The organism is Inquilinus sp. YAF38, assembly GCF_052113205.1.
GTDB lineage: Bacteria > Pseudomonadota > Alphaproteobacteria > DSM-16000 > Inquilinaceae > Inquilinus.
This window is the reverse complement of sequence record NZ_JBFRCU010000054.1, coordinates 21,717-43,126: the sequence shown is the minus strand read 5'-3', so window position 1 is coordinate 43,126 and position 21,410 is coordinate 21,717. Positions and strand designations below refer to the sequence as shown.

Here is a 21,410-nt window from a genome sequence, read left to right as displayed (position 1 = left end):
CATCAGGCGGTCGCCCCATGCGCCTTCAGGAAGTCCAGCAGCACAGGATAATACGCATGCGGCTCTTCGTAGAACGGCATATGGCTGGAATTCGGGAAGACGTGCAGCCGGGCGTTCGGCAGCGCCAGCTTCATGCGTAGCGCGCAGGCCGGGGTCAGCTCGTCATGCTCGCCGCAGGTGATCAGCACCGGGACGTTGATCCGGCGCATGTCCGGCAGCCGGTTCCAGTCCTTGAGATTGCCGGTGTAGAGGAACTCGTTCGGGCCCTGGATCGTGCCGTAGGGCCCCATGTTCCAGTCGTCGAGCGAGCGCTTGACCGGCGCCGGCCAGTGGTCCAGCCGGCAGACATGGCGGTGGTTCAGGATGGTGATCGCCGCCTGATAAACCGGGTGGTCCAGCGTGCCCTCGGCCTCGTGCCGCTGCATCATCGCCACGGTCTCGGGGCCGAGCGCCGCCCTCAGCCGCTCCAGCTCGCCGATCAGATGCGGGATGTCGGCGGCCGTGTCCTCCAGGATCACTGTCTTCAGCGCCTCGGGATGGGTCAGCGCGTATTCGACGCTGAGCCAGCCGCCCCAGGAATGGCCGAGCAGATGCACCCGGCCGAGGCCGAGCGCCTGGCGTACCGTCTCCACCTCTTCGACATAGCGGGTGATGGTCCACAGCGCCGGGTCGGTCGGCCGGTCGGAGGCGCCGGTGCCGAGCTGGTCGAAGGCGACGACGCGGTAGCCCTGGTCGATCAGGCAGGAATGGGCGTCGCGCAGATAGTCACAGGGCAGCCCCGGGCCGCCGTTGAGACACAGCACCGTCTCCGGCCCCGAGCCGAAGCTGTAGGCCACCACCTTGTGGCCATCCACACGAATCTCGTCCCGCCGATCCGGCGCGATCTCCCGCCACATCCTGCCATCCCCGTCATGATCTTTTTTGCGTCGCGAGACGCTAGACTGATCGGACAAATCAGACAAGCCGGCCGACAGGGGAAGATTATGACCCGCGGTCGCAGCGGCGGATCCGCGGAGAGACCGGCCCGGTCACGCCTTGCCGTACACCGGTACGACCGCGCCGCGGCCGACCTTATTGTCCGGCGAGGCCAGGTACAGGATGGTCGCCGCCACCTCCTCCACCTTCGGCCAGGCGGCGTAATCGACCTTGGGCATGGCGGCGCGGTTGGCCGGCGTGTCCATGATCGAGGGCGCCACGGCGTTGACCAGGATGCCCTGCCCCGCCACCTCCTGCGCCAGCGCCACGGTCAGCGCGGCCAGCGCGGCCTTCGACGCGGTGTAGGCGGTCATGCCGGCGCCCTGGCGCCATTCCAGCGCCGGCCGCGCGACGACATTGACAATGCGGCCGCCGCCCTGCCCGATCGCCGCCACCGCGGCGCGGCAGCACAGGAAGGCGGAGACAAGGTTGGTGTCGAGCTGCTGCTGCAGCATCGCCTTGTCGGTGTCGGCGATCGCCGCCATGGCGAAGCCGCCGGCGACATGGATCGAGGCCCAGAGCCCGGGCAGCGCCCCGTAGAACGCCGCCACCGCCGCCTCATCGGCCAGGTCCGGCACCGGGGACAGCACCACCCGGTCGTGGCCGCGATGGGCGAAGCGGCGCGAATCCTTCAGGTCGCGGACCGGGACGTGGCAGGTGGCGCCTACCTCGAGCAGCAGCCCGACAACCGCCGCGCCGAGCGCGCCGGTGCCGCCGGTGACGACGACGTGACGATCCTGGAACTCCATGGCATCTCCTCAGCCCTGACGACGATCCTCCAGGATCATCGCCGCGGCTTTCTCCGCGATCATGATGGTGGGCGCGTTGGTGTTGCCCGAGATGATGGTCGGCATGATCGAGGCGTCGGCGATGCGCAACCCCGCCAGACCGCGCACCCGCAGCCGCTCGTCGACCACCGCCAGCGGATCCTGGCCCATCTTGCAGGTGCCGACCGGGTGGAAGATGGTGGTGGCGATATCGCCCGCCGCCCGCATCAGATCGGCCTCGTCCTGCAGCGCCGGGCCCGGCCGCACCTCCTCCGGCGCGTAGCGGGCCAGGGCCCGTGCCGCGGCGATCCGCCGGGTCAGCCGGATGGCGTCGGCCGCGACCCGGCGGTCCGCCTCCTCCGACAGGTAGTTCGGCCGGATCGCCGGCGCCGCGGTCGGGTCCGGGCTCTTGATCCGGATCGAGCCGCGGCTGTGCGGCCGCAGGTTGCAGACCGAGGCGGTGAAGGCCGGATAGCTGTGCAGCGGCTCGCCGAAGCGGTCGAGGCTGAGCGGCTGGACATGATATTCGAGATTGGCCGTCTCCTGCGCCGCGTCGCTGCGGGCGAAGGCGCCGAGCTGGCTGGGTGCCATGCTGAGCGGACCGCTGCGGAACAGCGCGTATTCCACGCCCATGCCGATCCGGCCCAGCACGCGGTTCGCCCGCTCGTTCAGGGTCGGCACGCCCGTGACCTTGTAGACCAGGCGCAGCTGCAGATGGTCCTGCAGGTTCTCGCCCACCCCCGGCAGATCGTGCAGCGGCTGCACGTCATGCGCCGCCAGCAGGTCGGCCGGGCCGATGCCGGAATGCTGCAGGATGGCGGGGGAGCCGACGGCGCCGGCCGCCAGCACCACCTCGCCCGCCGCGGCATAGGCCTCGGTGCCGTCCGGCCGCCGGAACACCACGCCGGCGACGCGCTTGCCCTCGAGATGCAGCTTCAGCACCTGGGCATGGGTCTCGACCGTCAGGTTGGGCCGCTTCAGCGCCGGTTTGAGGAACCCCTTGGCCGTGGTCCAGCGGATGCCGCGGCGCTGGTTCACCTGGAAATAGCCGCAGCCCTCATTGTCGCCGGTGTTGAAGTCCTCGGTCGGCGGGATGCCGGTCTCGGCCGCGGCCTGGCGGAAGGCGTCGAGGATCTTCCAGGACAGGCGCTGCGGCTCGACCCGCCATTCGCCGCCGGCGCCGTGGAAGGCCGAGCGGCCCTGCCAATGGTCCTCGGACCGGATGAAATGGGGCAGCACGTCGTCCCAGCCCCAGCCGGCATTGCCGAGCTGCCGCCACTGGTCGTAGTCGCGCGCCTGGCCGCGCATGTAGATCATGCCGTTGATGGCGGAGCAGCCGCCCAGCACCTTGCCGCGCGGATAGTTGATCGCGCGGCCGCCCAGGCCCGCCTCGTGCTCGGTCTTGAAGCACCAGTCGAGGCTGGGATTGCCATGGGTGTAGAGATAGCCGACCGGGATATGCACCCAGATGGTGCCCGGCTTGCCCCCGGCCTCCAGCAGCAGCACCGACGCCTTGGGATCGGCCGACAAGCGGTTGGCCAGCACGCAGCCGGCCGAGCCGGCGCCGACGATGACATAATCGAACGCTCCGATCGTCCGCGTCATCGGCCCGCCGTCGTCTTCAACACCATTCCGAACCCCGATCCGCCTGGGCTTTTGATGTTCGATGCCGATCTTCCTACAAGGCCGGCAGCCATACAATCATCGCGACCTGGGCGCCCGCGACCCCGCAGCGCTCGACGGGCCGGGCGACCCGCGCTAACCATTCCCGATCCGACAGGCGAGAGAGCACATGGCCAGCGACGTCGAAACCGTGACCGCCACCCTGGACTCGCCGCCGCGGCAGCGTATGGCGGCGCATCTGGCGGCGATCGGCCGCGGCCCCGGGCGGTCGCGGCCGCTGACCGAGGCCGAGGCGCAGGACGCCTTCGGGATCATCCTGTCCGGCGAGGCCGACCCGATGCAGGTCGGCGCCTTCCTGCTGCTGGAGCGCTATCGCGGCGAGACCGCGGCGGAACTGGCCGGCATGATCCGCGCCGGCCGCGCCGTCGTCACCGCCGCCCCCGCCACCCGGCCGGCGCTCGACTGGCCGTCCTACGCCGCCGGCAAGACCCGCGGCGCGCCCTGGTTCCTGCTGTCGGCCCTGCTGGTCGCCCGGGCCGGCCACCCGGTGCTGATGCACGGCATCAATGTCCGCGTCACCGAAGGCATCGAGACCGAGGATGCGGTGCGGGCGCTGGGCCTGCCGGTGCCCGAGACCCCGGCCGAGGCGGCCGGTATCCTGGACGCCACCCGCTTCGCCTATCTGCCGCTGCGCGCGGTCAGCCGCACCCTGACCGAGCTGATGGAACTGCGGCCGGTGCTGGGCCTGCGCAGCCCGGTCAACTCCGCCGCCCGCCTGTTGAACCCGTTCGCGGCCAAGGCCAGCTTCGTCGGCGTGTTCCACCCGGCCTATCAGGATCTGCACCGCGACACAGCGCGCCTGTTGGGCCAGAGCGACCTCTGCGTGGTCAAGGGTGCCGGCGGCGAGGCCGAACGTACGCCCCTGAAGGCACTGTCGCTGCAGCGCCTGGTGGCCGGCGAGGCGCTGGACGAGACGGTGCCGCCGATCGTCGGCGAGGGCCGCGGCGAGCGGCTGGCGCGCCACGACCTGGAGCATTTCCGCGCCGTCTGGACCGGCGCCGCCGAGGATCCGCCCGCCGAGGCCACGGTGGTCGGCACCGCCGCGGTGGCGCTGGCCGTGATCGCCGGCGATAGCGGCGAAGCCGCCCACGCCCGCCACCTGGAGCGGGCGGCGGCGCTGTGGCGGGAGCGGAACGGCTAGGATTTCGATGCCGGCGGCACCGGCAGCAGGATCTCAGACGCGATCTTCCACTCCCCGCGGGTCCGGATCCAGTCGATGATGACCAGGAACGGCCTGGGCGTGCCGTCCTGGCCGGCATAGGAGACGGTGATCGTCACCGGATCATAGGATTCGGCGACCTCGCGGGTCAGCCCGACGACCTTGAGCTTCGCCAGGTCCGGCTGCAGCGCCACCGGCCCGGACGCGGCGATGTCGTGCAGCTTCCGCTCGATCGTCTCGTTGCCCCAATAGGCCGCCCAATTGCCCTCGGACGGGATGGCGCTCTTGGCGACAAGGAGGGCCGAGGGCGAGCGCCAATACATCCCGCCCAGGGCCGCGAGGTCATGCCGGTTCGCCGCTGCCATCAGCGCTTCGAAGTGCGAGCCGACCGCAGCCAGGGTGCGCGCATCCAACGGGTCCCCGGCCGCGGCGGCCGGCGCCGCAATCGATGCGGCCGCGAGCGCGAGGGCGACCGCTGCGAAGGTGCTCTTCATCATCAATGCTTTCCGCGTTCGAAATGTCTGAATCGCCTATGCCTGCGGTTTGGCGGCCTTGGCTGCACCCCAGAGCGAGCCGGGATTGGCGCGGCCGGGATGGAGGGCGAGCATGGCGTCGTAGAGCTCGCGCGCCGTCGTGGTCGTCATGTCCAGCCGGTCGAAGTCGCGGAGATACTGCCGCGTCTCGCCGATCACGCGGGGATGGTCCTCGGCTCCCGGCACCTTGTGCGCGGCGATCACGGTCCCGGCGCCCAGCGCCTCGAGCCGGTCGAGCGTGGCGATCCATTCCAGCCGGCTCTCCCTGTCGGTCTCGCCGAGATAGGGGTGAATGCCGTTGTAGACCGCGTCGCCGCCGACCAGCAGCCCGATCGACGGGACATGGAGGCAGGTCGAGACCGCCGTGTCGGTGCGCCCCGCATCGACCACGGCGAGCCGGTGCCCCTCCAGCTCCAGCGCATCGCCCTGCAGCGGTACGGCAGCCGGGAGGCGATCGAGGATCTCACCGGGGAAAAGCCGGCGCCAGAAGCCGTCGACGCTGGCCGGCGCCAGATGCGCCTGCATCGCCCGGACCACAGCCGGCGTGGCCACCGCCCGCGCCTCAGGAAACCGCTCCAGCAGCGGCGCCAGGCCGAAAAAATGGTCGCCATGCGCATGGGTGACGTAGATCGCCGTGAGGCGCTTGCCGCTGGCGACCACCCAATCCATCAGGGTCTGCGACTGGGCGGCGGTGAGGAAGGTGTCCACCAGGACGGCATCGCGTTCGCCCTGGATCAGCACCGAGGAGTTCGCCACCCAGGCCAGCGCCTGCTGGCCGGGCGGCAGGTCGCGGCTGAGGCCGGGGCGCTTGATCGTCAACACATCCCAGCGCAAGGCCGGTCCGGTGGTCATGGTTGTATCCCTTTGCTTGACGGCGATCCGCGAGCGTCGATAAAATAAATATGACCGGTCGTCTTAAGTTAATCAAGGAGCCTCGATATGGCATCTCGCACGGCGGTTCGGCGAGGTCCGAAGCCGAAGCCCGGCACCCGGGGCACCCTGGTGCAGGCGGGCCTCGGCCTGATGCATGCGGAGGGATATGCGGCAACGGGGATCCAGGCCGTCGTCGAGGAAGCCGGCGTCCCCAAGGGGTCCTTCTACAACCACTTCGCCAGCAAGGAGGCGTTCGGGGCGGAGGTGATCGACGCCTATTCCGAACGCACCCAGGCAAAGCTGCGCGATATCCTGACCGACCCCTCCCGGGCGCCGCTGGCGCGGCTGGAGGCCTATTTCGACGACCGCATCGCCGCGTTCCGGGAGGCCGGCCATGTCCGCGGCTGCCTGATGGGCAATTTCAGCGCGGAGGCTGCCGACCACAGCGCCTTGATCCGGGAGCGCCTGGCCGGCCATTTCGCAGTCTGGACCGGGCTGATCGAGGCCTGCATCGCCGAGGCCCAGGCCGACGGCTCGGGGGCGCGCCGCTTTCCCGCCCCGCTGCTGGCCGGCTTCGTCATGAACAGCTGGGAGGGCGCGCTGCTGCGGATGCGGGTGGAGAAGAGCGACGCCCCGCTCCTCGCCTTCAAGCAGATCGTCTTCGACGGGCTTCTGGCCTGACCGGCATTGCCGCGCCGATTCCGGCGGGCTGGAGACGCCGATGAACCCGACCACCTCGGCGCCGGCTCTCCGGCTCACCGCGGATCGAACCCGAACACCACCTCGTCCGGATCAGGCAGGCCGAGGATGGCGCGGGAGATGATCTGGGCGGCGATGGCGCTGAAGGTGAAACCGTTGCCGCCATAGCCCAGCACGGCGAAGCACCGGTCCAGGCCCGGGACCCGGCCGATCGTCGGCAGGCCGGTGCGGCTTTCGCCGAAGCTGCCGGTCCAGCGATACTCCGGCGTCGGGTCGAGCGACGGCCACAGCGCCGCGACTTTGCGCGCGATGACCTGGCTCTTCCTGGTGATCAGCGCGTCCCGCTTGTCGTCATCGGCGAAGGGCTCGTCCTCGCCCCCGGCGACGACCCGCCCGTCCAGCGTCGTGCGGGCGTAGAAATACGGGTCGCTGGCTTCCCAGATCAGGGCCCGGCTGGGCCATGGCGGGCCGGCCTGCGGCACGGTGGCGATCGCCCAGGTGGAATGGATGTCGCTGGCCGCCGCCGGAACGAAGGGCAGCAGCTCATAGCCGGTGGCGAAGACCGCATGGCGGGCCTTGATCCGACCCCCATCCGCCGTCGTGATGGTGACGCCGCTGCGACTCTCCTTCACCTCCCTGGCCTCGACCGGGGCGTGCAGCGAGGCACCCCGTGCGATCGCCGAGCGCCACAGGCCGCCGACCAGGCGCAGCGGATCGGCCTCGGCGCTGCCCGCCGTGACGATGGCGCCTTCGAGCCGCAGGCCAGTCAGGCGGTGCAATTCCTCGCCCTCGACGAAGCGCGAGCGCAGGCCGATCCGCGCCCGGGCCTCGGATTCACGGCGCAACGCCGTCAGGCCGAGCACGTTGCCCGGCAGATAGACCGAGAGGCGATCCCGCAACCGCGCCTGGATGCGGAGATCGCGGATCCGCGCCCGCAGGGAACCGACGGCGGCCGCGGACCGCCAATAGGCCCGCGCCGCCCGCTCGCCCCCCACCTCGTCGGCCAGCTGCGTCAGCGGCCGGTCGAGCTCGGTGGCGAGCAGGGCCGTGCTGGCCGCCGAAGAACCCCGCCCGAATTCACGGCGGTCGATCGCGATGACGGTCAGCCCCGCCTGCAGCAGCGTATCCGCGACCAGGGCGCCCGACACGCCGCCACCAACGATCGCCACATCCGCCGCGCCGTCGCCGTCGAGGGGCAGTGCGGGGATCCGCGGCATGCCGTTCGCCGTCCACACCGGCTGGCCGGATCGAAGGTCGAGATGGCGGGCCATGCGGTTCCTGGGATGTGGAGGTCCCTGCGGAAACCGGGCCGGGCTCCGTCTCGTTCCCCGGGGCCTCAGCCCTGCCCTTCACCGACGATCCGGCCGATCTCCTCGGCGATGAAGTCCGACAGGATCCGGACCCGGGCCGGCGCCGTCTGGCCGAAGGCGTGCAGGGCCTGGAACGGCATCGGCGGCAGGGGCTTGTCGGGCAGCACGACGACGAGATCACCGCGGCGCAGATCTTCCTCGACGATGCAGCGCGTCAGATAGGCGACGCCCATCCCCAGCTTTGCCGCCGCGCGCAGGCCGAAGCCGGAATCGAAGCCGATCCGGCCGCGCGTCGCGATGGTGGTGCCGTCGGCGAAGCGAATCTCCGGCACCCTGCGCCCGACAAAGTACCGTGCGAAGGGCAGCGCCCGAAGATCGTCGATGGTGCGAGGCGCTCCCCACCGGTCCAGGAAGGCCGGAGACGCGACCAGCACCATCTCGAGCTGCGCCAGGGTTCTGACCGTCAGGTCGCTCTCCGGCATGTGGCCGACCCGGAAGACGACGTCGTAATCCTCGCGAATGAGGTCGACGGGCCGGTCGGTGATGCCGATCTCGAGATCCAGCGAGGGATGGCGCGCCAGGAACCGCGTCAGGATGGCGTCCATCAGCAGCCGGGCGATCTCGCTGGGCAGGCTGACGCGCAACCGCCCCCGAGGGTCCGCAGAGGGCTGCACGGAATCCGCCGACTGCTCGATCTCCTGCAGCAGCGGCGACACCCGGTCGAAGAAGGCCTGCCCCTCCGGCGTCAGCGCCAGGACACGGGTCGACCGCCGGAACAGCCGGGCGCCGAGATGCCGCTCCAGGCGAGCGACGCTCTTCGACACGGCCGACGGCGTCGTGCCCAGATCCCGCGCGGCGGCGCTGAAGGATCCGGCCTCGACGGCGCGGACGAAGGCGACCAGGCCCGGCGCCTCGCTCAGCAGATGGGGCATCTTGACCTCCAGGCACAGATCATGTGCCCGCCCCCCATCTAATGCGGCGCCCTGGCGATGGGTACATCCATTCCGCAATCCAGCGGAGAAAACGGATGCTCAAGCTCGAAGGAAAGGTCGCCGTCATCACCGGCGGCAACAGTGGAATTGGCAAGGCGACGGCCCGCCTGTTCGCGCAGGAAGGCGCCCGGGTCGTCGTCACCGGCCGCCGGCAGGACGTCCTCGACCAGGCGGTCGCGGAGATCGGCCATGGCGCCATCGGGATCTGCGGCGACGTCGCGGACCTCGACCATCACCAAGCCATCGCCGAGGAGGTCGGGTGCCGCTTCGGTGGGCTGGATATCTATGTCGCCAACGCCGCGGTGATCACGATCGCCCCGTCGGCGACGGTGACCCCGGCCGAGTACGACGCGCATTTCGCCGTCAACACCCGCGGGGTCTTCTTCGGCGTGCAGGCCATCGCCCCGGTCATGCGCGACGGTGGCAGCATCATCGTCACCAGCTCCCTCGCCGCGACCAAGGTCCTGGACAACCACGCCGTCTATGCCGGGTCGAAGGCGGCGGTCACGGCCTTCGCGCGCAGCTGGGCGTTGGAGCTGAAGGCCCGCAGGATCCGCGTCAATGTCCTCAGCCCGGGGCCGACCGAGACCGCCATCCTCGGCAAGCTCGGCATCCCGGAGGCCGAGGTGCCGGGCTTCCTGCACGCCGTGTCGCAGACGATCCCCGCCGGCAGGATGGGCAGCGCCGAGGAACTCGCCTCCGCCGCGCTGTTCCTGGCCTCGGACGACAGCAGCTTCGTCAATGGTGCCGAGCTGCATGTCGATGGCGGCATGGCGCTGGTCTGATCGCTCAGCCGCGGCCCGCCCCGGCCTGCCCCGCCTTGTACGTCTCGATCGCGCTGGTGATCAGCCGGTGATCATCCTCGTGCGGCAGGCCGGAGACGCCGATGAACCCGACCACCTGGGCGCCGATGCGGATCGGGAAGCCGCCGCCATGGTCGATCATCGGCGTGCGCACCGACGGGCTCTCGGCCAGAGTCCGGCCGCGCGCCTTGAGCCGGTGGTGCAGCCACAGCGTGCTGTGGCCGAACTGCCGGACGGCGGCGGATTTCAGGTCGAGCCAGACCTGGTTGTCGGCCGCGGTGCCGTCGAGCGCCGCGGCGAACAGCACCCGGTCGCCGAGCTGGATGCGGATCGCGACCGGCGCCGGCGCGCTCTCGACCAGCGTGCGGCCGATCGCCCAGGCCTCGGCGAAGTCGAAGCGGTCGAAGGCCAGCCGCGCCTCCTCGGCCTCCAACTCGGTGGTGCGGGCGGCATGATCGGTCATCGGTCCCTCCTCGACTCTGCGGGACCGATCCTGCCACAGCCTCGCCAGCCATGGGCACCCTGCGGCTACTTGATCCCGACCACCATCGAATAGGGGCCGACCAGGGCCTCCTGGCGGACCGAGACGAAGCCGGCGTCGCGCAGCCAGCCGATGCAGTCGGCGCCGGTATAGTCGAAGCCGCCCGGCGTCTCGATCAGCATGTTCAGGCTCATCAGCAGGCCGGCCGCATTCTCCCGCCGGTCGTCGTCGATCATCCGGTCATAGACGATCAGCGCCCCGCCCTGCGGCAGCGCCGCATGGGCCTTGGCCACCAGCATCCGCTTCTCCTCCAGGTCCCAGTCGTGGAGGATGTGGCCCATCACCAGCACTTCGGCCGAGGGCATCGGCCCGCGCATGAAGTCGCCCTCGTGGAAGCGCACCCGGCCGGCCAGGCCGCGCTGCGCCACATAGGCTTCGAACACCGGCCGCACCGGCGGCAGGTCGAAGCCGCCCACCTCGAGATGCGGATGGGCGAGGGCGAGCTCGGCCGGCATCGACCCGGCCGCGGCGCCGATGTCGATGACGCTGCGGACCCCGGCCCAGGGGAAGCGGACGGCGAGCGCGCGCGCCACCGGCAAACTGACGCCGGTCATGGCGTTGAGGAAGCCGGAGAGGCCTTCGGGGCTGGCATAGACCGCGCTGAAGAGGTCGCCGCCCGCCTTGGCCTCGTTCTGCGGCCGGCCGGTGCGCAGCGCTTCCGTCAGGTTCCCCCAGAACGGGTAGAGCCGCCGGTTGGCCATCTCCAGGATACCGCCGACATAGGAGGGCTTGCCGCGGTCGAGATAGAGATCGGTCTCGGCGGTGTTGGCGTAGGCGCCATCGGCCCGGTCCAGGACGTGCAGCGCCACCAGCGCGTCGAGGAAGTCGCGGGCGCCGCGCGGATGCAGGCCGAGCCGGACTCCCAGCGCCTCGGCGTCGAGCGGGCCGCCGGCCAGCACGGTGAACACCTCCAGCTCGACCGCGCTCAACAGGGCCTTCGAGGCCCAGAAGCCGAACCCCAGCTGCAAGATGTGCTCGGGCGTGACCGGGGCCTGCCGGCCGGCCGCACTGGACATGATGGCTCCCTCCAAACGGGGCATAGCGCCATCATGACGATCGGCCGGGCAGAGCGGCCGCGGCAATCCCCCGATTGGGAGACCAATTGGGGGGCATCGTTCGAAGGACACGGGCGGCCGGACCTTCGCCCGGCCGCCCGGTTCGCGTCAGGCGTCCTTGTCGGGATCGATCGGCCCGAGCTCGATGACGACATCGGTCGGTTCGGGCTCGTGCGGCGCCAGCGTCGTCCGCTCGGCATCCGCCCAGCTGGCCAGCTTGATCACCTGCCCCGCCGGAGCCCCGGCCGGAGGGATCTCGACCGCCTCGAGGATGTAAAGACCGTCGCCGTCGAGGAGGAAGGTGTGCTCGCCGAACATGGTGCTGAGCTGGGGCATCGCCGGATGGTTGTCGGGCAGGGCCTGGGCCCCGAACCGGGTCACCGTCCGGTCGACCAGTGCGGTGTTGAGCTTCATCGCGTTGCTCCTGTCGATGGAGCCGCCCCTCGGGGCAGCCTGTCGATCGGGTCGCGCCGGGCCGGATGCCGCGGCGCGTCGCGGGACCTCCCACACTCGGGGTGGTGCGATTTCGGCCGTCCGCACGACTTACCTAAGAGCTGAACAGCATCCTGCAACCCCGGCAGACCATTGTTATGATGGCCGTCGTGATTCGATCGAACCGAGGCGCAACGCCATGAAGCCGGAGGATTTCGACCGACTGCCGCGCCACCTCGACCCGCGCCGTGATCCCTGGCGTCCGGCGATCCGGCCGCTGCCGCCGGACCGGGCGGTGGCCGCGATCGGCGACGTGCACGGCCAGGCCGACCTCCTGGAGGCGATGCACCGGCTGGTGGCGGCGGAGTTCGCGGCACTGCCCGGCGGCACCGGCTGCACCCTGATCCATCTCGGCGACCTGGTCGACCGCGGCCCGGAGAACCTCCGCGCTTTGGCCCTGGCGCGGCAGGGCGTCGCGGGCGCCGAGACGATCACCCTGCTGGGCAATCACGACGACCGCATGCTGGCGCTGCTGGACGGCGCCACCGACCATAGCTCCCTGCAGTTCTGGCTCAGCTATGGCGGCGAGCGGGTGCTGGCCGAATGCGGCGTCACCGATCTCGACGGCGACTGGCGCGCCCGGGTGCGGGCGGCGATCGGGCCCGACCTCTTGGGCTGGCTGCGCGGCTGCCCGGTCACCCACCGGATCGGCGACCTGGTCTTCGTCCATGCCGGCATCGACCCGCAGCGCCCGCTGGCACAGCAGGACCGCCGCACCCTGCTGTGGATCCGCGACCCGTTCCTGGACTGGCCCGGCCCCTTCCCCGAGGGCGTCGCGGTGATCCATGGCCACACCCCGGCCGACCGGCTGGACCTGGACCATCCGCACCGCATCGACGTCGACACCGGCGCCTTCGCCACCGGCTGCCTGTCGGCAGTGCTGATCCATGGCGATCGGATGCGCGGCCTGCGGGTCTGGCGGCTCTAGGCCGGGCGAGGATCGAGCGTGAACAGCTCCTGCGGCATGCGCACGCCGCGCAAAGCGTAGCGGCCGACGCAGACCAGGCCGGCCGCCTCCCCGCCCGCCGCCGCGGCGAAGGCGGAGGAGACCAGCAGCGACTGGTCCGCCGACCGGCACATCTCGGCGATCCGGCTGGTCTCGTTCACCGCCGGGCCGACCACGGTGAAGTCGAGCCGGTGGGCGCTGCCGATATTGCCGAAGAACACCTCGCCGATATGCAGCCCAGCATAGATCTCGGTCACCGGCTGGCCGGCCGCCTCGCGCTGCGGGTTCAACGCCGCGATCGTCGCCTGGGCGCCGCGCACCGCCGCCAGCGCCGCGCGGCAGGCCCGCGCGCGGCCCTCGGTCCCGCCATTCTCCGGCCGGAAGATCGCCAGCACGCCGTCGCCGATCAGCTTCAGCACGTCGCCGCCCGCCGCCTGCACCGCCGAGATCACCGCGTCGGCGTAGTCGTTGAGCAGCGGGATGATCTGTTCCGGCGGGGCGGTGTCGGTGATCCGGGTGTAGCCGCGCAGGTCACTGAACCACAGCACCGCGTCGATCCGATCGGCGACGCCGCGGGCGATCCGTCCGGACCAGACGGAGTCGCAGGCGTCGCGGCCCAGATAGGTCTCCAGCAGCGTCGAGGCCATCCGCGCCAGGGTGGCCGCCTTGATCGCCATCGCCAGGGCGGGCAGGACCTTGAGCAGCCCGGCGATCTCCTGGTCGCTGAAGCCGCCGGGCTGGTCCGTGGTCCAGGCCGAGAACAGCCCGTCCCAATCGGCGATCGCGCCCTCGGGCTCGAAGCGGTTGAGGACGCCGAGATAGTCGGTCATCCCCTCCTCCCGCGCCGTGGCCACGGCCGGGAACTCGGCGCCGCTCTCCGCCGTCACCCGCCGGCGCATCCATTCCTCGCCGGTGTCGATCAGATGAAAGAACGGGCTGGCCAGCCACTTCTCCTCGCGCTCGCCCGCGGTGGTGCGGCCATAGCCGGTGAAGCTGGCCTCGTCCTCGCCGCGACGCCAGCGCACGGCGTTGCCCTCATGGATCGGATGCAGCGTGTCGATGACCAGCAGGCCGCTGGCGATCGGCAAGCCGGCGAACACGGCCCGGGCGCAGAAGCCGGCCAGCAGCTCGGTCTCCGACAGGCCGATCAGCCCCGCCTCGATGATCCAGGCGGACAGTGTGGTGAGCTTGGAGTCGTCCATTGATTCTCCTCGACCGGAAGCTTTACACCAACCGGAAGGCCGGCGCAGCGCCGAGGCGATGGCGTCAGGTCACGCCCAGCACGCCGTCGACCAGCAGCTTCAGCCCGATCGCCACCAGCAGCAGATGGCACCACAGGTACAGCCGCGCCTCGTCGATGCGGTCGTGGAAGCGGCGGCCGATCCAGACCCCGACCGGCACCACCGGCGCCGCCGCGGCAATGGCGGCGAGGTTCCGCGGCTCCAGCACGCCGAGATAGAGGTAGGGCACCTGCTTGACGACGTTGCAGAGCATGAACACGATCGCCGAGGTGCCGGCGAACACGGTCTTGTCCAGCCGCTGCGGCAGCAGGTAGATCGCCAAAGGCGGGCCGCCGGAATGGGCGACGAAGGTGGTGTAGCCGGTCAGCGTGCCCCACAGCGCCGCGCGGCGGCCGGAGGGGGCGGCGCGCGGCTGCTCGATCCGGCGGCGGGCGAAMCAGCGCAGGGCGAAGACCAGGGTGACCAGCGCGATCAGCAGCGTCACCCAGGCCGGGTCGACCAGGGCGAAGGTCAGCCCGCCCAGCGCGATGCCGCACAACAGCGGCAGCACCAGCACCCGCAGGTTCGGCCGGCTCCAGGTCCGCGGCGGGAAGGCCCAGACGGTGAACACGTCCATCAGCAGCACCAGCGGCGCGATCACCGCCGCCGCATCCACCGCCGGCATGACGAAGGACAGCGCCGGGATGCCGAGGATGGCGAAGCCGCCGCCGAAGCCGCCCTTGGTGAAGGCGATGACGAAGATGGTGCCCAGCAGCACGGCGAGGAGGACGGGATCGGTCGGCATCAGCGCGACCATGGCCGGCCCGGCGCGCTCCGCTCAACCACCGGATTGCACCGAGGGCAATTCAGCGCGGGACACCGGATTCGCGCTCGCATTGGACACGTCGCCCGCGGATCGTAGACTGGCCGCCGAGTCGATCACGTGCCGGGACTGGGAGCACCCTTGATGGCCGGAGAGCGATCATTCGGATTTGCACCCGTCCATGATGCGCCGATTCCCTATCTGCAGAGGATTCGGTCCTACTATCAGGCCCTTGGCTACGGCGCGCCCTATGAATGGGCGCATTGCGTAAGCGTGCCGTTCCATCCCCTGGACAAGCCGCTGTCGCAATGCCGGCTGGCCATCGTCACCACGGCCGCGCCGTACCAGCCCGGTAAGGGCGACCAGGGGCCCGGGGCCGCTTACAACGCGGCGTGCAAATTCTACTCCGTCTATTCGGGCAGCACGGCGGAGGACCCCGATCTGCGGATCTCGCACGTCGCCATCGACCGCAGGCACACGACGGCCGAAGACCCCGCGACCTATTTCCCGCTGGCGGCGCTGCGCCGGATGGAGGCGTCGGGCCGGATCGGCTCCATCGCCCCCCGCTTCCACGGCCTGCCCACCAATCGCAGCCATCGCACGACGCTCGAGGTCGATTGCCCGGAGATCGTCGCCCGCTGCCAGGCGGATGCCGTCGATGCGGCGATCCTGGTTCCGAACTGCCCGGTCTGCCATCAGAGCGTCAGCTTGGCCGCCCGGATGCTGGAGGAGAGCCGCATTTCCACGGTCGTCATGGGGTGCGCCAAGGACATCGTCGAATATGTGGGCGTGGCGCGTCTGCTGTTCTCGGACTTTCCGCTCGGCAACGCCGCCGGGAGGCCGCGGGACCGGGAGTCGCAGACCCTCACGTTCGACCTGGCCTTGACGCTGCTGGAACAGGCCCCCGCGCCTCGCACCACCGTCCAGTCCCCGCTGGTCTGGAGCACCAACCCGGATTGGAAGCTCGACTATTGCAACATCGACCGCCTCTCGGCCGAGGAGATCCGGCAGCGCCGGGCGGATTTCGACCGGCAGAAGCAGATCGCACAGGCGGTCCGCAATTCGGATTGAAACGCGCGATCGGTCCGCGCTCCCCTACCCCGTCCCACCCTGCACCCGGAAGCTGGCGCGATACTGGGCGGGCGTGACGCCGAGGCGCCTGGCGAAGACGATGCGCATCCGGTCGGAGCTGCCGAAGCCGCAATCATAGGCCACGGCCTTGAGGGCGCGATCGCTGCCCTCCAGCAGGTTGCGGGCGGCGTCGACCCTGGCGCGTTCGACGAATTCATGTGGGGTCACGCCGGTCTCCTGCACGAACAGCCGCGCCAGGTTGCGGCCACTCATCCCCGCCACCCGGGCCAAATCCTCGACCGTGAAGCTCGCGCCGATGTTGTCCATGACATGCGCCTGCACCCGGGCGAGCGGTGAATCCGGGTCGGCCGGGGCGGTCAGGAACGGGCTGAACTGCGACTGGCCGCCCTGGCGCTGCGCCACCACCACCAGCCGCTTCGCCACCGCCAGCGACACCCGGGCGCCGTGATGCTCCGCCACCAGCGCCAGGGCCAGGTCGATGCCGGCGGTGACGCCGGCCGAGGTCACCAGCGCCCCGTCGCGCAGATAGATCCGGTCGAGCTCGACCTGCGCCTTCGGGAACAGCTCGGCCAGGCGCTGTGCGTTCTGCCAATGCGTGGTCACGCGATGACCGTCGAGCAGCCCGGCATGGCCGAAGGCGAAGGCACCGGTGCAGATCGACCCGTGCAGCCCCGCTCGCGGCGCGGCCGCCGCCAGCCAGACAGACAGAAGCGGATCCGCCGCCGCGGTCGGCAGGCCGGGGCCGCCGGCGACCAGCACCATCGAGAACGGCTCCGTGGCGTCGCCGAAGCTCCGGTCCGCGATCATCTGCATGCCGTTCGAAGCGCGCAGCGGCGCGGTGTCGGCGGCGACCAGAAAAGTCTCGTAGCGGTCGCCGCCGGCGATGAAGCCGTTGGCCTCGGCGAAGACATCGACCGGCCCGGCGACATCCAGCGCCTGCACCCCCGGAAAGATGGCGATCGCGACCGTCCGCACCGGCATTCCGTTCCCCTCCAGCCGTCATCGACCGATCCCACGGCCGCCGGCCGGCCGCAATGTCCGATTTCCGCGTGCGCTTGTCCGGAAGCGCCGCCCCGGCCGCGTTGAGACGACCCGTGCCAAAGGCTCACATCAGGGGCATCGAAACCGATCGAAGGTCCACGACCATGTCCATCGCCGGCATCCGCATCCCCGACAGCGCCCTGGCCCGCGAGATCACCGAGCTGGTGCGCGACACCGAAAGCGACCTGCTGTTCCACCACTCGACCCGGGTCTACCTGTTCGGCGCCCTGACCGGACAGCGCAAGGGCCTGAAATTCGATCCCGAGCTGCTGTATGCCGGGGCGATGTTCCACGACATGGGGCTGGTCGACGCCTATTCGAGCCCCGACCTGCGCTTCGAGGTCGACGGCGCCAACGCCGCGCGCGACTTCCTGAAGCGGCACGGCATCGCCGATTCCGATATCGACCTGGTGTGGGATTCCATCGCCCTGCACACCACCCCGGGCATTCCGGAGCATAAGCACCCGGTCGTGGCGCTGGTGACGGCCGGGGTGGAGATGGACGTGCTGGGCCTCGCCTTCCACGACTTCACCCAGGAGCAGCGTCGTCAGGTGGTGCACGCCCATCCGCGCGGCCATGACTTCAAGCACGGCATCATCGAGGCCTTCACCCACGGCACCATCCGCAAGCCGCAGACCACCTTCGGCAATGTGAAGGCCGACGTGCTGGCCCGGATGGACCCGAGCTACAAGCGGGTCGACTTCACCGAGGTGATCCTGAACTCGGATTGGGAAAGCTAAGGCCCGCCTCCCCTTTCCTCACCGTCATTGCGACCCCGGCCTCGAGCCGGGGGGAGCAATCCAGGGCCGTTTGGCGTGGCCCTGGATTGCTTCGTCGGCTTCGCCTCCTCGCAATGACGGCACAGGAGTGACCCCTACACCACCCTGGACAGCCCGGCCCGGACGGGCCATCTTGGCCTATCATGACCGTCCCGGGATACAGCATCTGCGCCGCCGACGGCCTCGGCCGGTCGTTGCGGCTGTGGCGCGCGCTGCGGCGGGTCAAACAGGCCCATGCCGCCGAGTTGCTGCGCGTGTCGCAGGCGATGGTGTCGCGCTGGGAGGCCGGCACGCTGGCCCCCGATGCCGAAGAGCAGACCCGCCTGCGCCAGCTGATGAGCGCCCGGCTGGACAGCGCCGGCGACCATGCCCTGGCACGGCTGGTCACGGAGTCCTCCGCCAGCACGCATCTGGTCTGCGACCTGACGCACCGGCTGCTGGCCGCCTCGCGCGGGCGCAGCCAGGACTGGAACTTCCGCACGCCAGAGCTTCTGGGCGTCTCGCTCTGGCGCTTCGCCACGCCGGAGATCCAGGCTGCCGAGGCCGCCCTGACCGGCGATGGCTGGTTCGAGCCCGAGCCGCCGGCGGTCGAGCTCGACACCGGGGCCAACGGCTCGCCGATCGTCCCGATCCGCCAGGGCCGCATGCGCTGGACCCGGCTGCAGCTGTCGGACGGTGCCTTCGTGCGCCTGGCGGAAACCATCGCCTGAGCCTCCGGGCGAGACCTTTCAGGATCCCCCAATCCGTCATCCCCGCGAAAGCGGGATCTCGTCACGCCAGGACCGGAAAGAGATTCCCGCTTTCGCGGGAATGACGACAAAGGGATGGAAAGATCTCTCGGCCGTCTGAATTTCTTATTCAGCCGCCCTCTCCTGCTCCTTCGCTAAGGTCACCCTGTCCTGAACACGGAGTGATCATGTCGTCGCGCGGATCCTGGCTGGCGATCCTGGTGATCTATGCCGCCGGCGTGGCCGCAGCGGCGCAGCTCGGCAAGCTGTCGGCGCTGCTGCCGCCGATGCAGCACGACCTCGGCCCCGACCTCACCGTCGCGGCGCTGCTGGTGTCGCTGCTCGAGATCGGCGGCGCCACGCTGGGGCTGTTCGCCGGGGTGGTGATCAGCCGCGTCGGCGCCCGCCGCGCCCTGCTGGCCGGCCTGCTGCTGATGGCGGTCGCCGCGGCCGGCATGGCCGCCACCTCGGCCGTGGCCGGGCTGTTCCTGTGGCGGATCGTCGAGGCCGCGGCCTATCTCGCCGTGGCGGTCGCTGCCCCGACCCTGACCATCGCCGTGGCCACCCCGGCGCAGCGCGCCACCGCCCTGGCGCTGTGGAGCACCTTCTTCCCGGTCGGCTTCGCCGTCGGCAGCATCCTGGCCGGGCTGGGGGTCGAGGCCGCGCCCTGGCGCTGGGTGCTGCTGGGCAGCGCCGGGCTGACCGCCTTGCTGCTGCTGCCGGCCTGGCGCCTGCCGACGCCGCCGGAGGCCGCGCCGCGCCGGGCCGCAAAGGGCGGCGCGCATCCGCTGCGGGCGCCGGCTGGCGCCTGGCTTATGGCGGTGGGCTTCGCCTGCTACACGGTGTTCGAAGTCGGCCTGCTGGCGGTGATGCCGGCCTATTTCACCAGCCAGCGCGGCGTCTCGGCCTCCATGGCCGGGCTGATTACCGGCGCGGCCGCCTTCGCCGCGGTGCTGGGCGGGCTGGCCGCCGCCTGGTGGATGCGGCGGGACCGGCCGCTCGGCAGCTTCACCGCGGTCGGAATCGTGGTGCCGGCGCTGCTGCTCTTCGCCGTGTTCACCCCGTCGGAGGGATCCTGGTTCTGGCCGGCGGTGGCCGCGATGCTGCTGAACGCGATCTCCGGCGCCGTGCCGGCCGTGGTCTTCGCCCGACTGCCCGACACCGTCGGACCCGGCGGCGACATGGCCACCGCCAATGGCCTGCTGGCCCAGGGCGGCGCCTCCGGCTCGCTGCTGGGACCGCCCCTGCTCGCCGCCGCGGCGAGCCACTGGGGCTGGCCTGCCGCGGCCGGCGCCGGCCTGGTCGCCTCGGCGCTGTGCCTGCTGCTGCTCGCTTTGGCGCAGCGCGGCCATGCCGGCGTGGCGGCAATCAGCCGCCGCTGATCTGCCCCTTGACTGTCATTGCCGGGCTTGACCCGGCAATCCAGAAGATGTCGACGCTCTCTGGATGCCCGGGTCAAGCCCGGGCATGACAATGAAGTGGGTTTGGTGAGCCTACTTCATCCGCCGCTTATGGCCGTAAGAACAAATACCTCAGCCCCCGGCGCCAGCGGCGTCTCCAATCTGGCGCGCCGGCCATCCACGAAGATGTTGATGTGGCGCCGGATCGCCGGGCTGGAATCGCGGATGCGGTCGCCCATGCCCGGCCAGCGCTCATTCAGCCCATCGATCGCCTCGGCCACCGTGCCGGCGCGCAGTTCCACCCGCGGCGGCGCCCCGGGGAACAGGATGGTCAGCACCGTCGGCAGCCGCACCAGCACGGCCTCTTTTGTCCTCGGCTCGGCCATGGCTCAGCGGTCGACCACCAGCGTCTCGACCGACAGGATCGACGGCAGGTGCTGGGCGATGCAGTCCCAGCTGTCGCCCTCATCGGCGCTGGCGAAAAGGGCGCCGCCCGAAGTGCCGAAATACACCCCCGCCGGGTCCAGCCGGTCGGTCGCCATGGCCTGGCGCAGCACCCCGAAATAGGCATTCTCCTGCGGCAGGCCGCGGCGCAGGTCCTGCCAACTGGCGCCGCCGTCGCGGGTGCGCCAGACCGCGGCCCTGCCGTCCGGCACGAAGCGGCCCTTGATGTCGCCGTTCAGCGGCAGCAGGAACAGCGTGTCGGCGTCGCGCGGATGGGAAGCGGCCGGGAAGCCGAAGCTGGAGGGCAGCCCCGCCTCGATGCTGTCCCAGTGCCGGCCGCCATCGTCGCTGCGGTACATGCCGCAGTGATTCTGCTGGTACAGCCGCTCGGCCGTGCCCGGCGCCATCACCAGGCAGTGCACGCATTGCCCGAACTCCGGATAGCGCTGGCCCTCGGGCAGGAAATCGGCGCGGGTGCCGCGGTTGCGGGTCTCCCAGGTCGCGCCGCCATCGGCGGTGTGGAACACCCCGGCCGCGGAGATGCCGATCCAGATCTTGCCCGGGTCGTCCGGGTGCAGCACCAGCGAATGCAGGATCAGCCCGGCTCCGCCCGGGCTCCATTCCGGCCGGGTCGGGTGGCGCTGCAGCCCCTCGACATGGCTCCAGGACTGGCCGGCGTCGTCGCTGAGGAACAGGCCGGCCGGCTGCACGCCGGCATAGACCCGGCCGTCGCGCACGCCCAGGCTCCACACCGCCTTGATCGGCTCCTGCCCCTCGGCATAGGCCAGCCCGTCGCTGGAATGGGTCCAGCTCTCGCCGAGATCGGTCGATTTCCAGACCGCCGGGCCGAACCATTCATTGCCGCCGGCGCCGTAGATGGTGCCCGAGGCTGGGTCGGCGACGACATGGTTGATCGGCCATGTCTCGCAGAACGGCCCCCGCAGCCGCCACGACCGCCGTGCCGGGTCGCTCTCGGCGATGAACGCGCCCTTCTTGGTCCCGACCAGGACCAGGATTCGTTGTCCCATGCTGTCTCTCCCTCGCCCCGCCGGACC

General features: G+C 70.6%; 23 protein-coding genes. 8 read left to right on the top strand and 15 right to left on the bottom strand.

What is annotated here, in order from left to right; all coding sequences use genetic code 11:
- Positions 1–2: 2 nt before the first annotated feature.
- From AB4Z01_RS22405 to AB4Z01_RS22395, 3 genes are all read right to left on the bottom strand, one after another.
- Positions 3–896: a proline iminopeptidase-family hydrolase gene (locus AB4Z01_RS22405; protein WP_441697733.1), complete on the bottom strand. Its 894-nt coding sequence runs from the start codon at positions 894–896 to the stop codon at positions 3–5.
- Positions 897–1,028: 132 nt separating this feature from the next.
- Positions 1,029–1,724 (bottom strand): SDR family NAD(P)-dependent oxidoreductase, encoded by a 696-nt coding sequence (locus tag AB4Z01_RS22400; protein WP_441697731.1) that lies wholly within the window; start codon positions 1,722–1,724, stop codon positions 1,029–1,031.
- A 9-nt stretch (positions 1,725–1,733) separates the two neighbouring features.
- Positions 1,734–3,347, bottom strand: coding sequence for a GMC family oxidoreductase (locus tag AB4Z01_RS22395; protein ID WP_441697729.1), 1,614 nt, complete (start codon positions 3,345–3,347; stop codon positions 1,734–1,736).
- 187 nt (positions 3,348–3,534) lie between these two features.
- Here AB4Z01_RS22395 and AB4Z01_RS22390 point away from each other — a divergent pair, with 187 nt between their 5' ends.
- Positions 3,535–4,566 (top strand): glycosyl transferase family protein, encoded by a 1,032-nt coding sequence (locus tag AB4Z01_RS22390; protein WP_441697727.1) that lies wholly within the window; start codon positions 3,535–3,537, stop codon positions 4,564–4,566.
- Here AB4Z01_RS22390 and AB4Z01_RS22385 read toward each other — a convergent pair.
- Together AB4Z01_RS22385 and AB4Z01_RS22380 are read right to left on the bottom strand one after the other, a co-directional pair.
- Positions 4,563–5,081, bottom strand: a complete 519-nt coding sequence (locus AB4Z01_RS22385; RefSeq protein ID WP_441697725.1) for a hypothetical protein — start codon at positions 5,079–5,081, stop codon at positions 4,563–4,565. The two genes, AB4Z01_RS22390 and AB4Z01_RS22385, sit on opposite strands and share 4 nt — an antisense overlap.
- Before the next feature lie 33 nt (positions 5,082–5,114).
- Complete coding sequence (locus AB4Z01_RS22380; RefSeq protein ID WP_441697723.1) at positions 5,115–5,969, bottom strand: MBL fold metallo-hydrolase; 855 nt, start codon at positions 5,967–5,969, stop codon at positions 5,115–5,117.
- A gap of 87 nt (positions 5,970–6,056) precedes the next feature.
- Between AB4Z01_RS22380 and AB4Z01_RS22375 the strand changes: the two genes are divergently transcribed.
- On the top strand, positions 6,057–6,671 hold the full coding sequence (locus tag AB4Z01_RS22375) for a TetR family transcriptional regulator C-terminal domain-containing protein (protein ID WP_441697721.1): 615 nt from the start codon (positions 6,057–6,059) through the stop codon (positions 6,669–6,671).
- Between the two features lie 74 nt (positions 6,672–6,745).
- Here the strand turns inward: AB4Z01_RS22375 and AB4Z01_RS22370 are convergent, their stop codons facing one another.
- Both AB4Z01_RS22370 and AB4Z01_RS22365 read right to left on the bottom strand, forming a co-directional pair.
- Positions 6,746–7,960, bottom strand: coding sequence for an NAD(P)/FAD-dependent oxidoreductase (locus AB4Z01_RS22370; RefSeq protein WP_441697719.1), 1,215 nt, complete (start codon positions 7,958–7,960; stop codon positions 6,746–6,748).
- Positions 7,961–8,025: 65 nt separating this feature from the next.
- Positions 8,026–8,931, bottom strand: a complete 906-nt coding sequence (locus tag AB4Z01_RS22365; RefSeq protein ID WP_441697718.1) for a LysR family transcriptional regulator — start codon at positions 8,929–8,931, stop codon at positions 8,026–8,028.
- 95 nt (positions 8,932–9,026) lie between these two features.
- Here AB4Z01_RS22365 and AB4Z01_RS22360 point away from each other — a divergent pair, with 95 nt between their 5' ends.
- Positions 9,027–9,776 carry an SDR family NAD(P)-dependent oxidoreductase gene (locus AB4Z01_RS22360; protein ID WP_441697716.1) on the top strand — a complete coding sequence of 250 codons (750 nt, stop codon included), beginning with the start codon at positions 9,027–9,029 and terminating at the stop codon, positions 9,774–9,776.
- Positions 9,777–9,780: 4 nt separating this feature from the next.
- On the opposite strand, the gene AB4Z01_RS22355 is transcribed toward AB4Z01_RS22360, so the two are convergent.
- The 3 genes from AB4Z01_RS22355 to AB4Z01_RS22345 all read right to left on the bottom strand — a co-directional run bounded on the left by AB4Z01_RS22355 (position 9,781) and on the right by AB4Z01_RS22345 (position 11,804).
- Positions 9,781–10,257, bottom strand: coding sequence for a heme-binding protein (locus AB4Z01_RS22355; RefSeq protein WP_441697714.1), 477 nt, complete (start codon positions 10,255–10,257; stop codon positions 9,781–9,783).
- A 65-nt stretch (positions 10,258–10,322) separates the two neighbouring features.
- Complete coding sequence (locus AB4Z01_RS22350) at positions 10,323–11,351, bottom strand: methyltransferase (RefSeq protein WP_441697712.1); 1,029 nt, start codon at positions 11,349–11,351, stop codon at positions 10,323–10,325.
- 147 nt (positions 11,352–11,498) lie between these two features.
- Positions 11,499–11,804, bottom strand: coding sequence for a hypothetical protein (locus tag AB4Z01_RS22345; protein ID WP_441697711.1), 306 nt, complete (start codon positions 11,802–11,804; stop codon positions 11,499–11,501).
- Positions 11,805–12,021: 217 nt separating this feature from the next.
- Here AB4Z01_RS22345 and AB4Z01_RS22340 point away from each other — a divergent pair, with 217 nt between their 5' ends.
- Positions 12,022–12,810 carry a metallophosphoesterase gene (locus tag AB4Z01_RS22340; protein ID WP_441697709.1) on the top strand — a complete coding sequence of 263 codons (789 nt, stop codon included), beginning with the start codon at positions 12,022–12,024 and terminating at the stop codon, positions 12,808–12,810.
- Here AB4Z01_RS22340 and AB4Z01_RS22335 read toward each other — a convergent pair.
- Both AB4Z01_RS22335 and AB4Z01_RS22330 read right to left on the bottom strand, forming a co-directional pair.
- A complete protein-coding gene (locus tag AB4Z01_RS22335) occupies positions 12,807–14,030 on the bottom strand; it encodes an adenylate/guanylate cyclase domain-containing protein (RefSeq protein WP_441697707.1) in 1,224 nt (407 codons plus the stop codon). The genes AB4Z01_RS22340 and AB4Z01_RS22335 overlap by 4 nt on opposite strands.
- A gap of 64 nt (positions 14,031–14,094) precedes the next feature.
- On the bottom strand, positions 14,095–14,865 hold the full coding sequence (locus tag AB4Z01_RS22330) for a sulfite exporter TauE/SafE family protein (RefSeq protein WP_441697705.1): 771 nt from the start codon (positions 14,863–14,865) through the stop codon (positions 14,095–14,097).
- Between the two features lie 150 nt (positions 14,866–15,015).
- Here AB4Z01_RS22330 and AB4Z01_RS22325 point away from each other — a divergent pair, with 150 nt between their 5' ends.
- Positions 15,016–15,942, top strand: coding sequence for a glycine/sarcosine/betaine reductase selenoprotein B family protein (locus tag AB4Z01_RS22325; protein WP_441697703.1), 927 nt, complete (start codon positions 15,016–15,018; stop codon positions 15,940–15,942).
- A 24-nt stretch (positions 15,943–15,966) separates the two neighbouring features.
- Here AB4Z01_RS22325 and AB4Z01_RS22320 read toward each other — a convergent pair whose 3' ends face one another.
- Positions 15,967–16,944 carry a GlxA family transcriptional regulator gene (locus tag AB4Z01_RS22320; protein ID WP_441697702.1) on the bottom strand — a complete coding sequence of 326 codons (978 nt, stop codon included), beginning with the start codon at positions 16,942–16,944 and terminating at the stop codon, positions 15,967–15,969.
- Between the two features lie 164 nt (positions 16,945–17,108).
- Here AB4Z01_RS22320 and AB4Z01_RS22315 point away from each other — a divergent pair, with 164 nt between their 5' ends.
- The 3 genes from AB4Z01_RS22315 to AB4Z01_RS22305 all read left to right on the top strand — a co-directional run bounded on the left by AB4Z01_RS22315 (position 17,109) and on the right by AB4Z01_RS22305 (position 19,893).
- A complete protein-coding gene (locus AB4Z01_RS22315; protein WP_441697700.1) occupies positions 17,109–17,744 on the top strand; it encodes an HD domain-containing protein in 636 nt (211 codons plus the stop codon).
- 182 nt (positions 17,745–17,926) lie between these two features.
- Positions 17,927–18,493: a helix-turn-helix domain-containing protein gene (locus tag AB4Z01_RS22310; RefSeq protein ID WP_441697699.1), complete on the top strand. Its 567-nt coding sequence runs from the start codon at positions 17,927–17,929 to the stop codon at positions 18,491–18,493.
- 206 nt (positions 18,494–18,699) lie between these two features.
- Positions 18,700–19,893 carry an MFS transporter gene (locus tag AB4Z01_RS22305; RefSeq protein ID WP_441697697.1) on the top strand — a complete coding sequence of 398 codons (1,194 nt, stop codon included), beginning with the start codon at positions 18,700–18,702 and terminating at the stop codon, positions 19,891–19,893.
- Between the two features lie 116 nt (positions 19,894–20,009).
- Here the strand turns inward: AB4Z01_RS22305 and AB4Z01_RS22300 are convergent, their stop codons facing one another.
- Together AB4Z01_RS22300 and AB4Z01_RS22295 are read right to left on the bottom strand one after the other, a co-directional pair.
- Entirely contained in the window at positions 20,010–20,270 is a 261-nt protein-coding gene (locus tag AB4Z01_RS22300; protein ID WP_441697695.1) for a MoaD/ThiS family protein, read from the bottom strand.
- A 30-nt stretch (positions 20,271–20,300) separates the two neighbouring features.
- Positions 20,301–21,383, bottom strand: coding sequence for a WD40/YVTN/BNR-like repeat-containing protein (locus AB4Z01_RS22295; RefSeq protein ID WP_441697693.1), 1,083 nt, complete (start codon positions 21,381–21,383; stop codon positions 20,301–20,303).
- Positions 21,384–21,410: the final 27 nt, after the last annotated feature.

Excerpts from the sequence above, each read along its gene's own strand:
- AB4Z01_RS22400 (WP_441697731.1), bottom strand. The coding sequence starts at position 1,724 with ATGGAGTTCCAGGATCGTCACGTCGTCGTCACCGGCGGCACCGGCGCG.
- AB4Z01_RS22310 (WP_441697699.1), top strand. The coding sequence starts at position 17,927 with ATGACCGTCCCGGGATACAGCATCTGCGCCGCCGACGGCCTCGGCCGG.
- AB4Z01_RS22385 (WP_441697725.1), bottom strand. The coding sequence starts at position 5,081 with ATGATGAAGAGCACCTTCGCAGCGGTCGCCCTCGCGCTCGCGGCCGCA.
- AB4Z01_RS22375 (WP_441697721.1), top strand. The coding sequence starts at position 6,057 with ATGGCATCTCGCACGGCGGTTCGGCGAGGTCCGAAGCCGAAGCCCGGC.
- AB4Z01_RS22370 (WP_441697719.1), bottom strand. The coding sequence starts at position 7,960 with ATGGCCCGCCATCTCGACCTTCGATCCGGCCAGCCGGTGTGGACGGCG.
- AB4Z01_RS22345 (WP_441697711.1), bottom strand. The coding sequence starts at position 11,804 with ATGAAGCTCAACACCGCACTGGTCGACCGGACGGTGACCCGGTTCGGG.
- AB4Z01_RS22340 (WP_441697709.1), top strand. The coding sequence starts at position 12,022 with ATGAAGCCGGAGGATTTCGACCGACTGCCGCGCCACCTCGACCCGCGC.
- AB4Z01_RS22305 (WP_441697697.1), top strand. The coding sequence starts at position 18,700 with ATGTCGTCGCGCGGATCCTGGCTGGCGATCCTGGTGATCTATGCCGCC.
- AB4Z01_RS22390 (WP_441697727.1), top strand. The coding sequence starts at position 3,535 with ATGGCCAGCGACGTCGAAACCGTGACCGCCACCCTGGACTCGCCGCCG.
- AB4Z01_RS22325 (WP_441697703.1), top strand. The coding sequence starts at position 15,016 with ATGGCCGGAGAGCGATCATTCGGATTTGCACCCGTCCATGATGCGCCG.
- AB4Z01_RS22315 (WP_441697700.1), top strand. The coding sequence starts at position 17,109 with ATGTCCATCGCCGGCATCCGCATCCCCGACAGCGCCCTGGCCCGCGAG.
- AB4Z01_RS22355 (WP_441697714.1), bottom strand. The coding sequence starts at position 10,257 with ATGACCGATCATGCCGCCCGCACCACCGAGTTGGAGGCCGAGGAGGCG.
- AB4Z01_RS22395 (WP_441697729.1), bottom strand. The coding sequence starts at position 3,347 with ATGACGCGGACGATCGGAGCGTTCGATTATGTCATCGTCGGCGCCGGC.
- AB4Z01_RS22380 (WP_441697723.1), bottom strand. The coding sequence starts at position 5,969 with ATGACCACCGGACCGGCCTTGCGCTGGGATGTGTTGACGATCAAGCGC.
- AB4Z01_RS22405 (WP_441697733.1), bottom strand. The coding sequence starts at position 896 with ATGTGGCGGGAGATCGCGCCGGATCGGCGGGACGAGATTCGTGTGGAT.
- AB4Z01_RS22350 (WP_441697712.1), bottom strand. The coding sequence starts at position 11,351 with ATGTCCAGTGCGGCCGGCCGGCAGGCCCCGGTCACGCCCGAGCACATC.
- AB4Z01_RS22365 (WP_441697718.1), bottom strand. The coding sequence starts at position 8,931 with ATGCCCCATCTGCTGAGCGAGGCGCCGGGCCTGGTCGCCTTCGTCCGC.
- AB4Z01_RS22320 (WP_441697702.1), bottom strand. The coding sequence starts at position 16,944 with ATGCCGGTGCGGACGGTCGCGATCGCCATCTTTCCGGGGGTGCAGGCG.
- AB4Z01_RS22295 (WP_441697693.1), bottom strand. The coding sequence starts at position 21,383 with ATGGGACAACGAATCCTGGTCCTGGTCGGGACCAAGAAGGGCGCGTTC.
- AB4Z01_RS22335 (WP_441697707.1), bottom strand. The coding sequence starts at position 14,030 with ATGGACGACTCCAAGCTCACCACACTGTCCGCCTGGATCATCGAGGCG.
- AB4Z01_RS22360 (WP_441697716.1), top strand. The coding sequence starts at position 9,027 with ATGCTCAAGCTCGAAGGAAAGGTCGCCGTCATCACCGGCGGCAACAGT.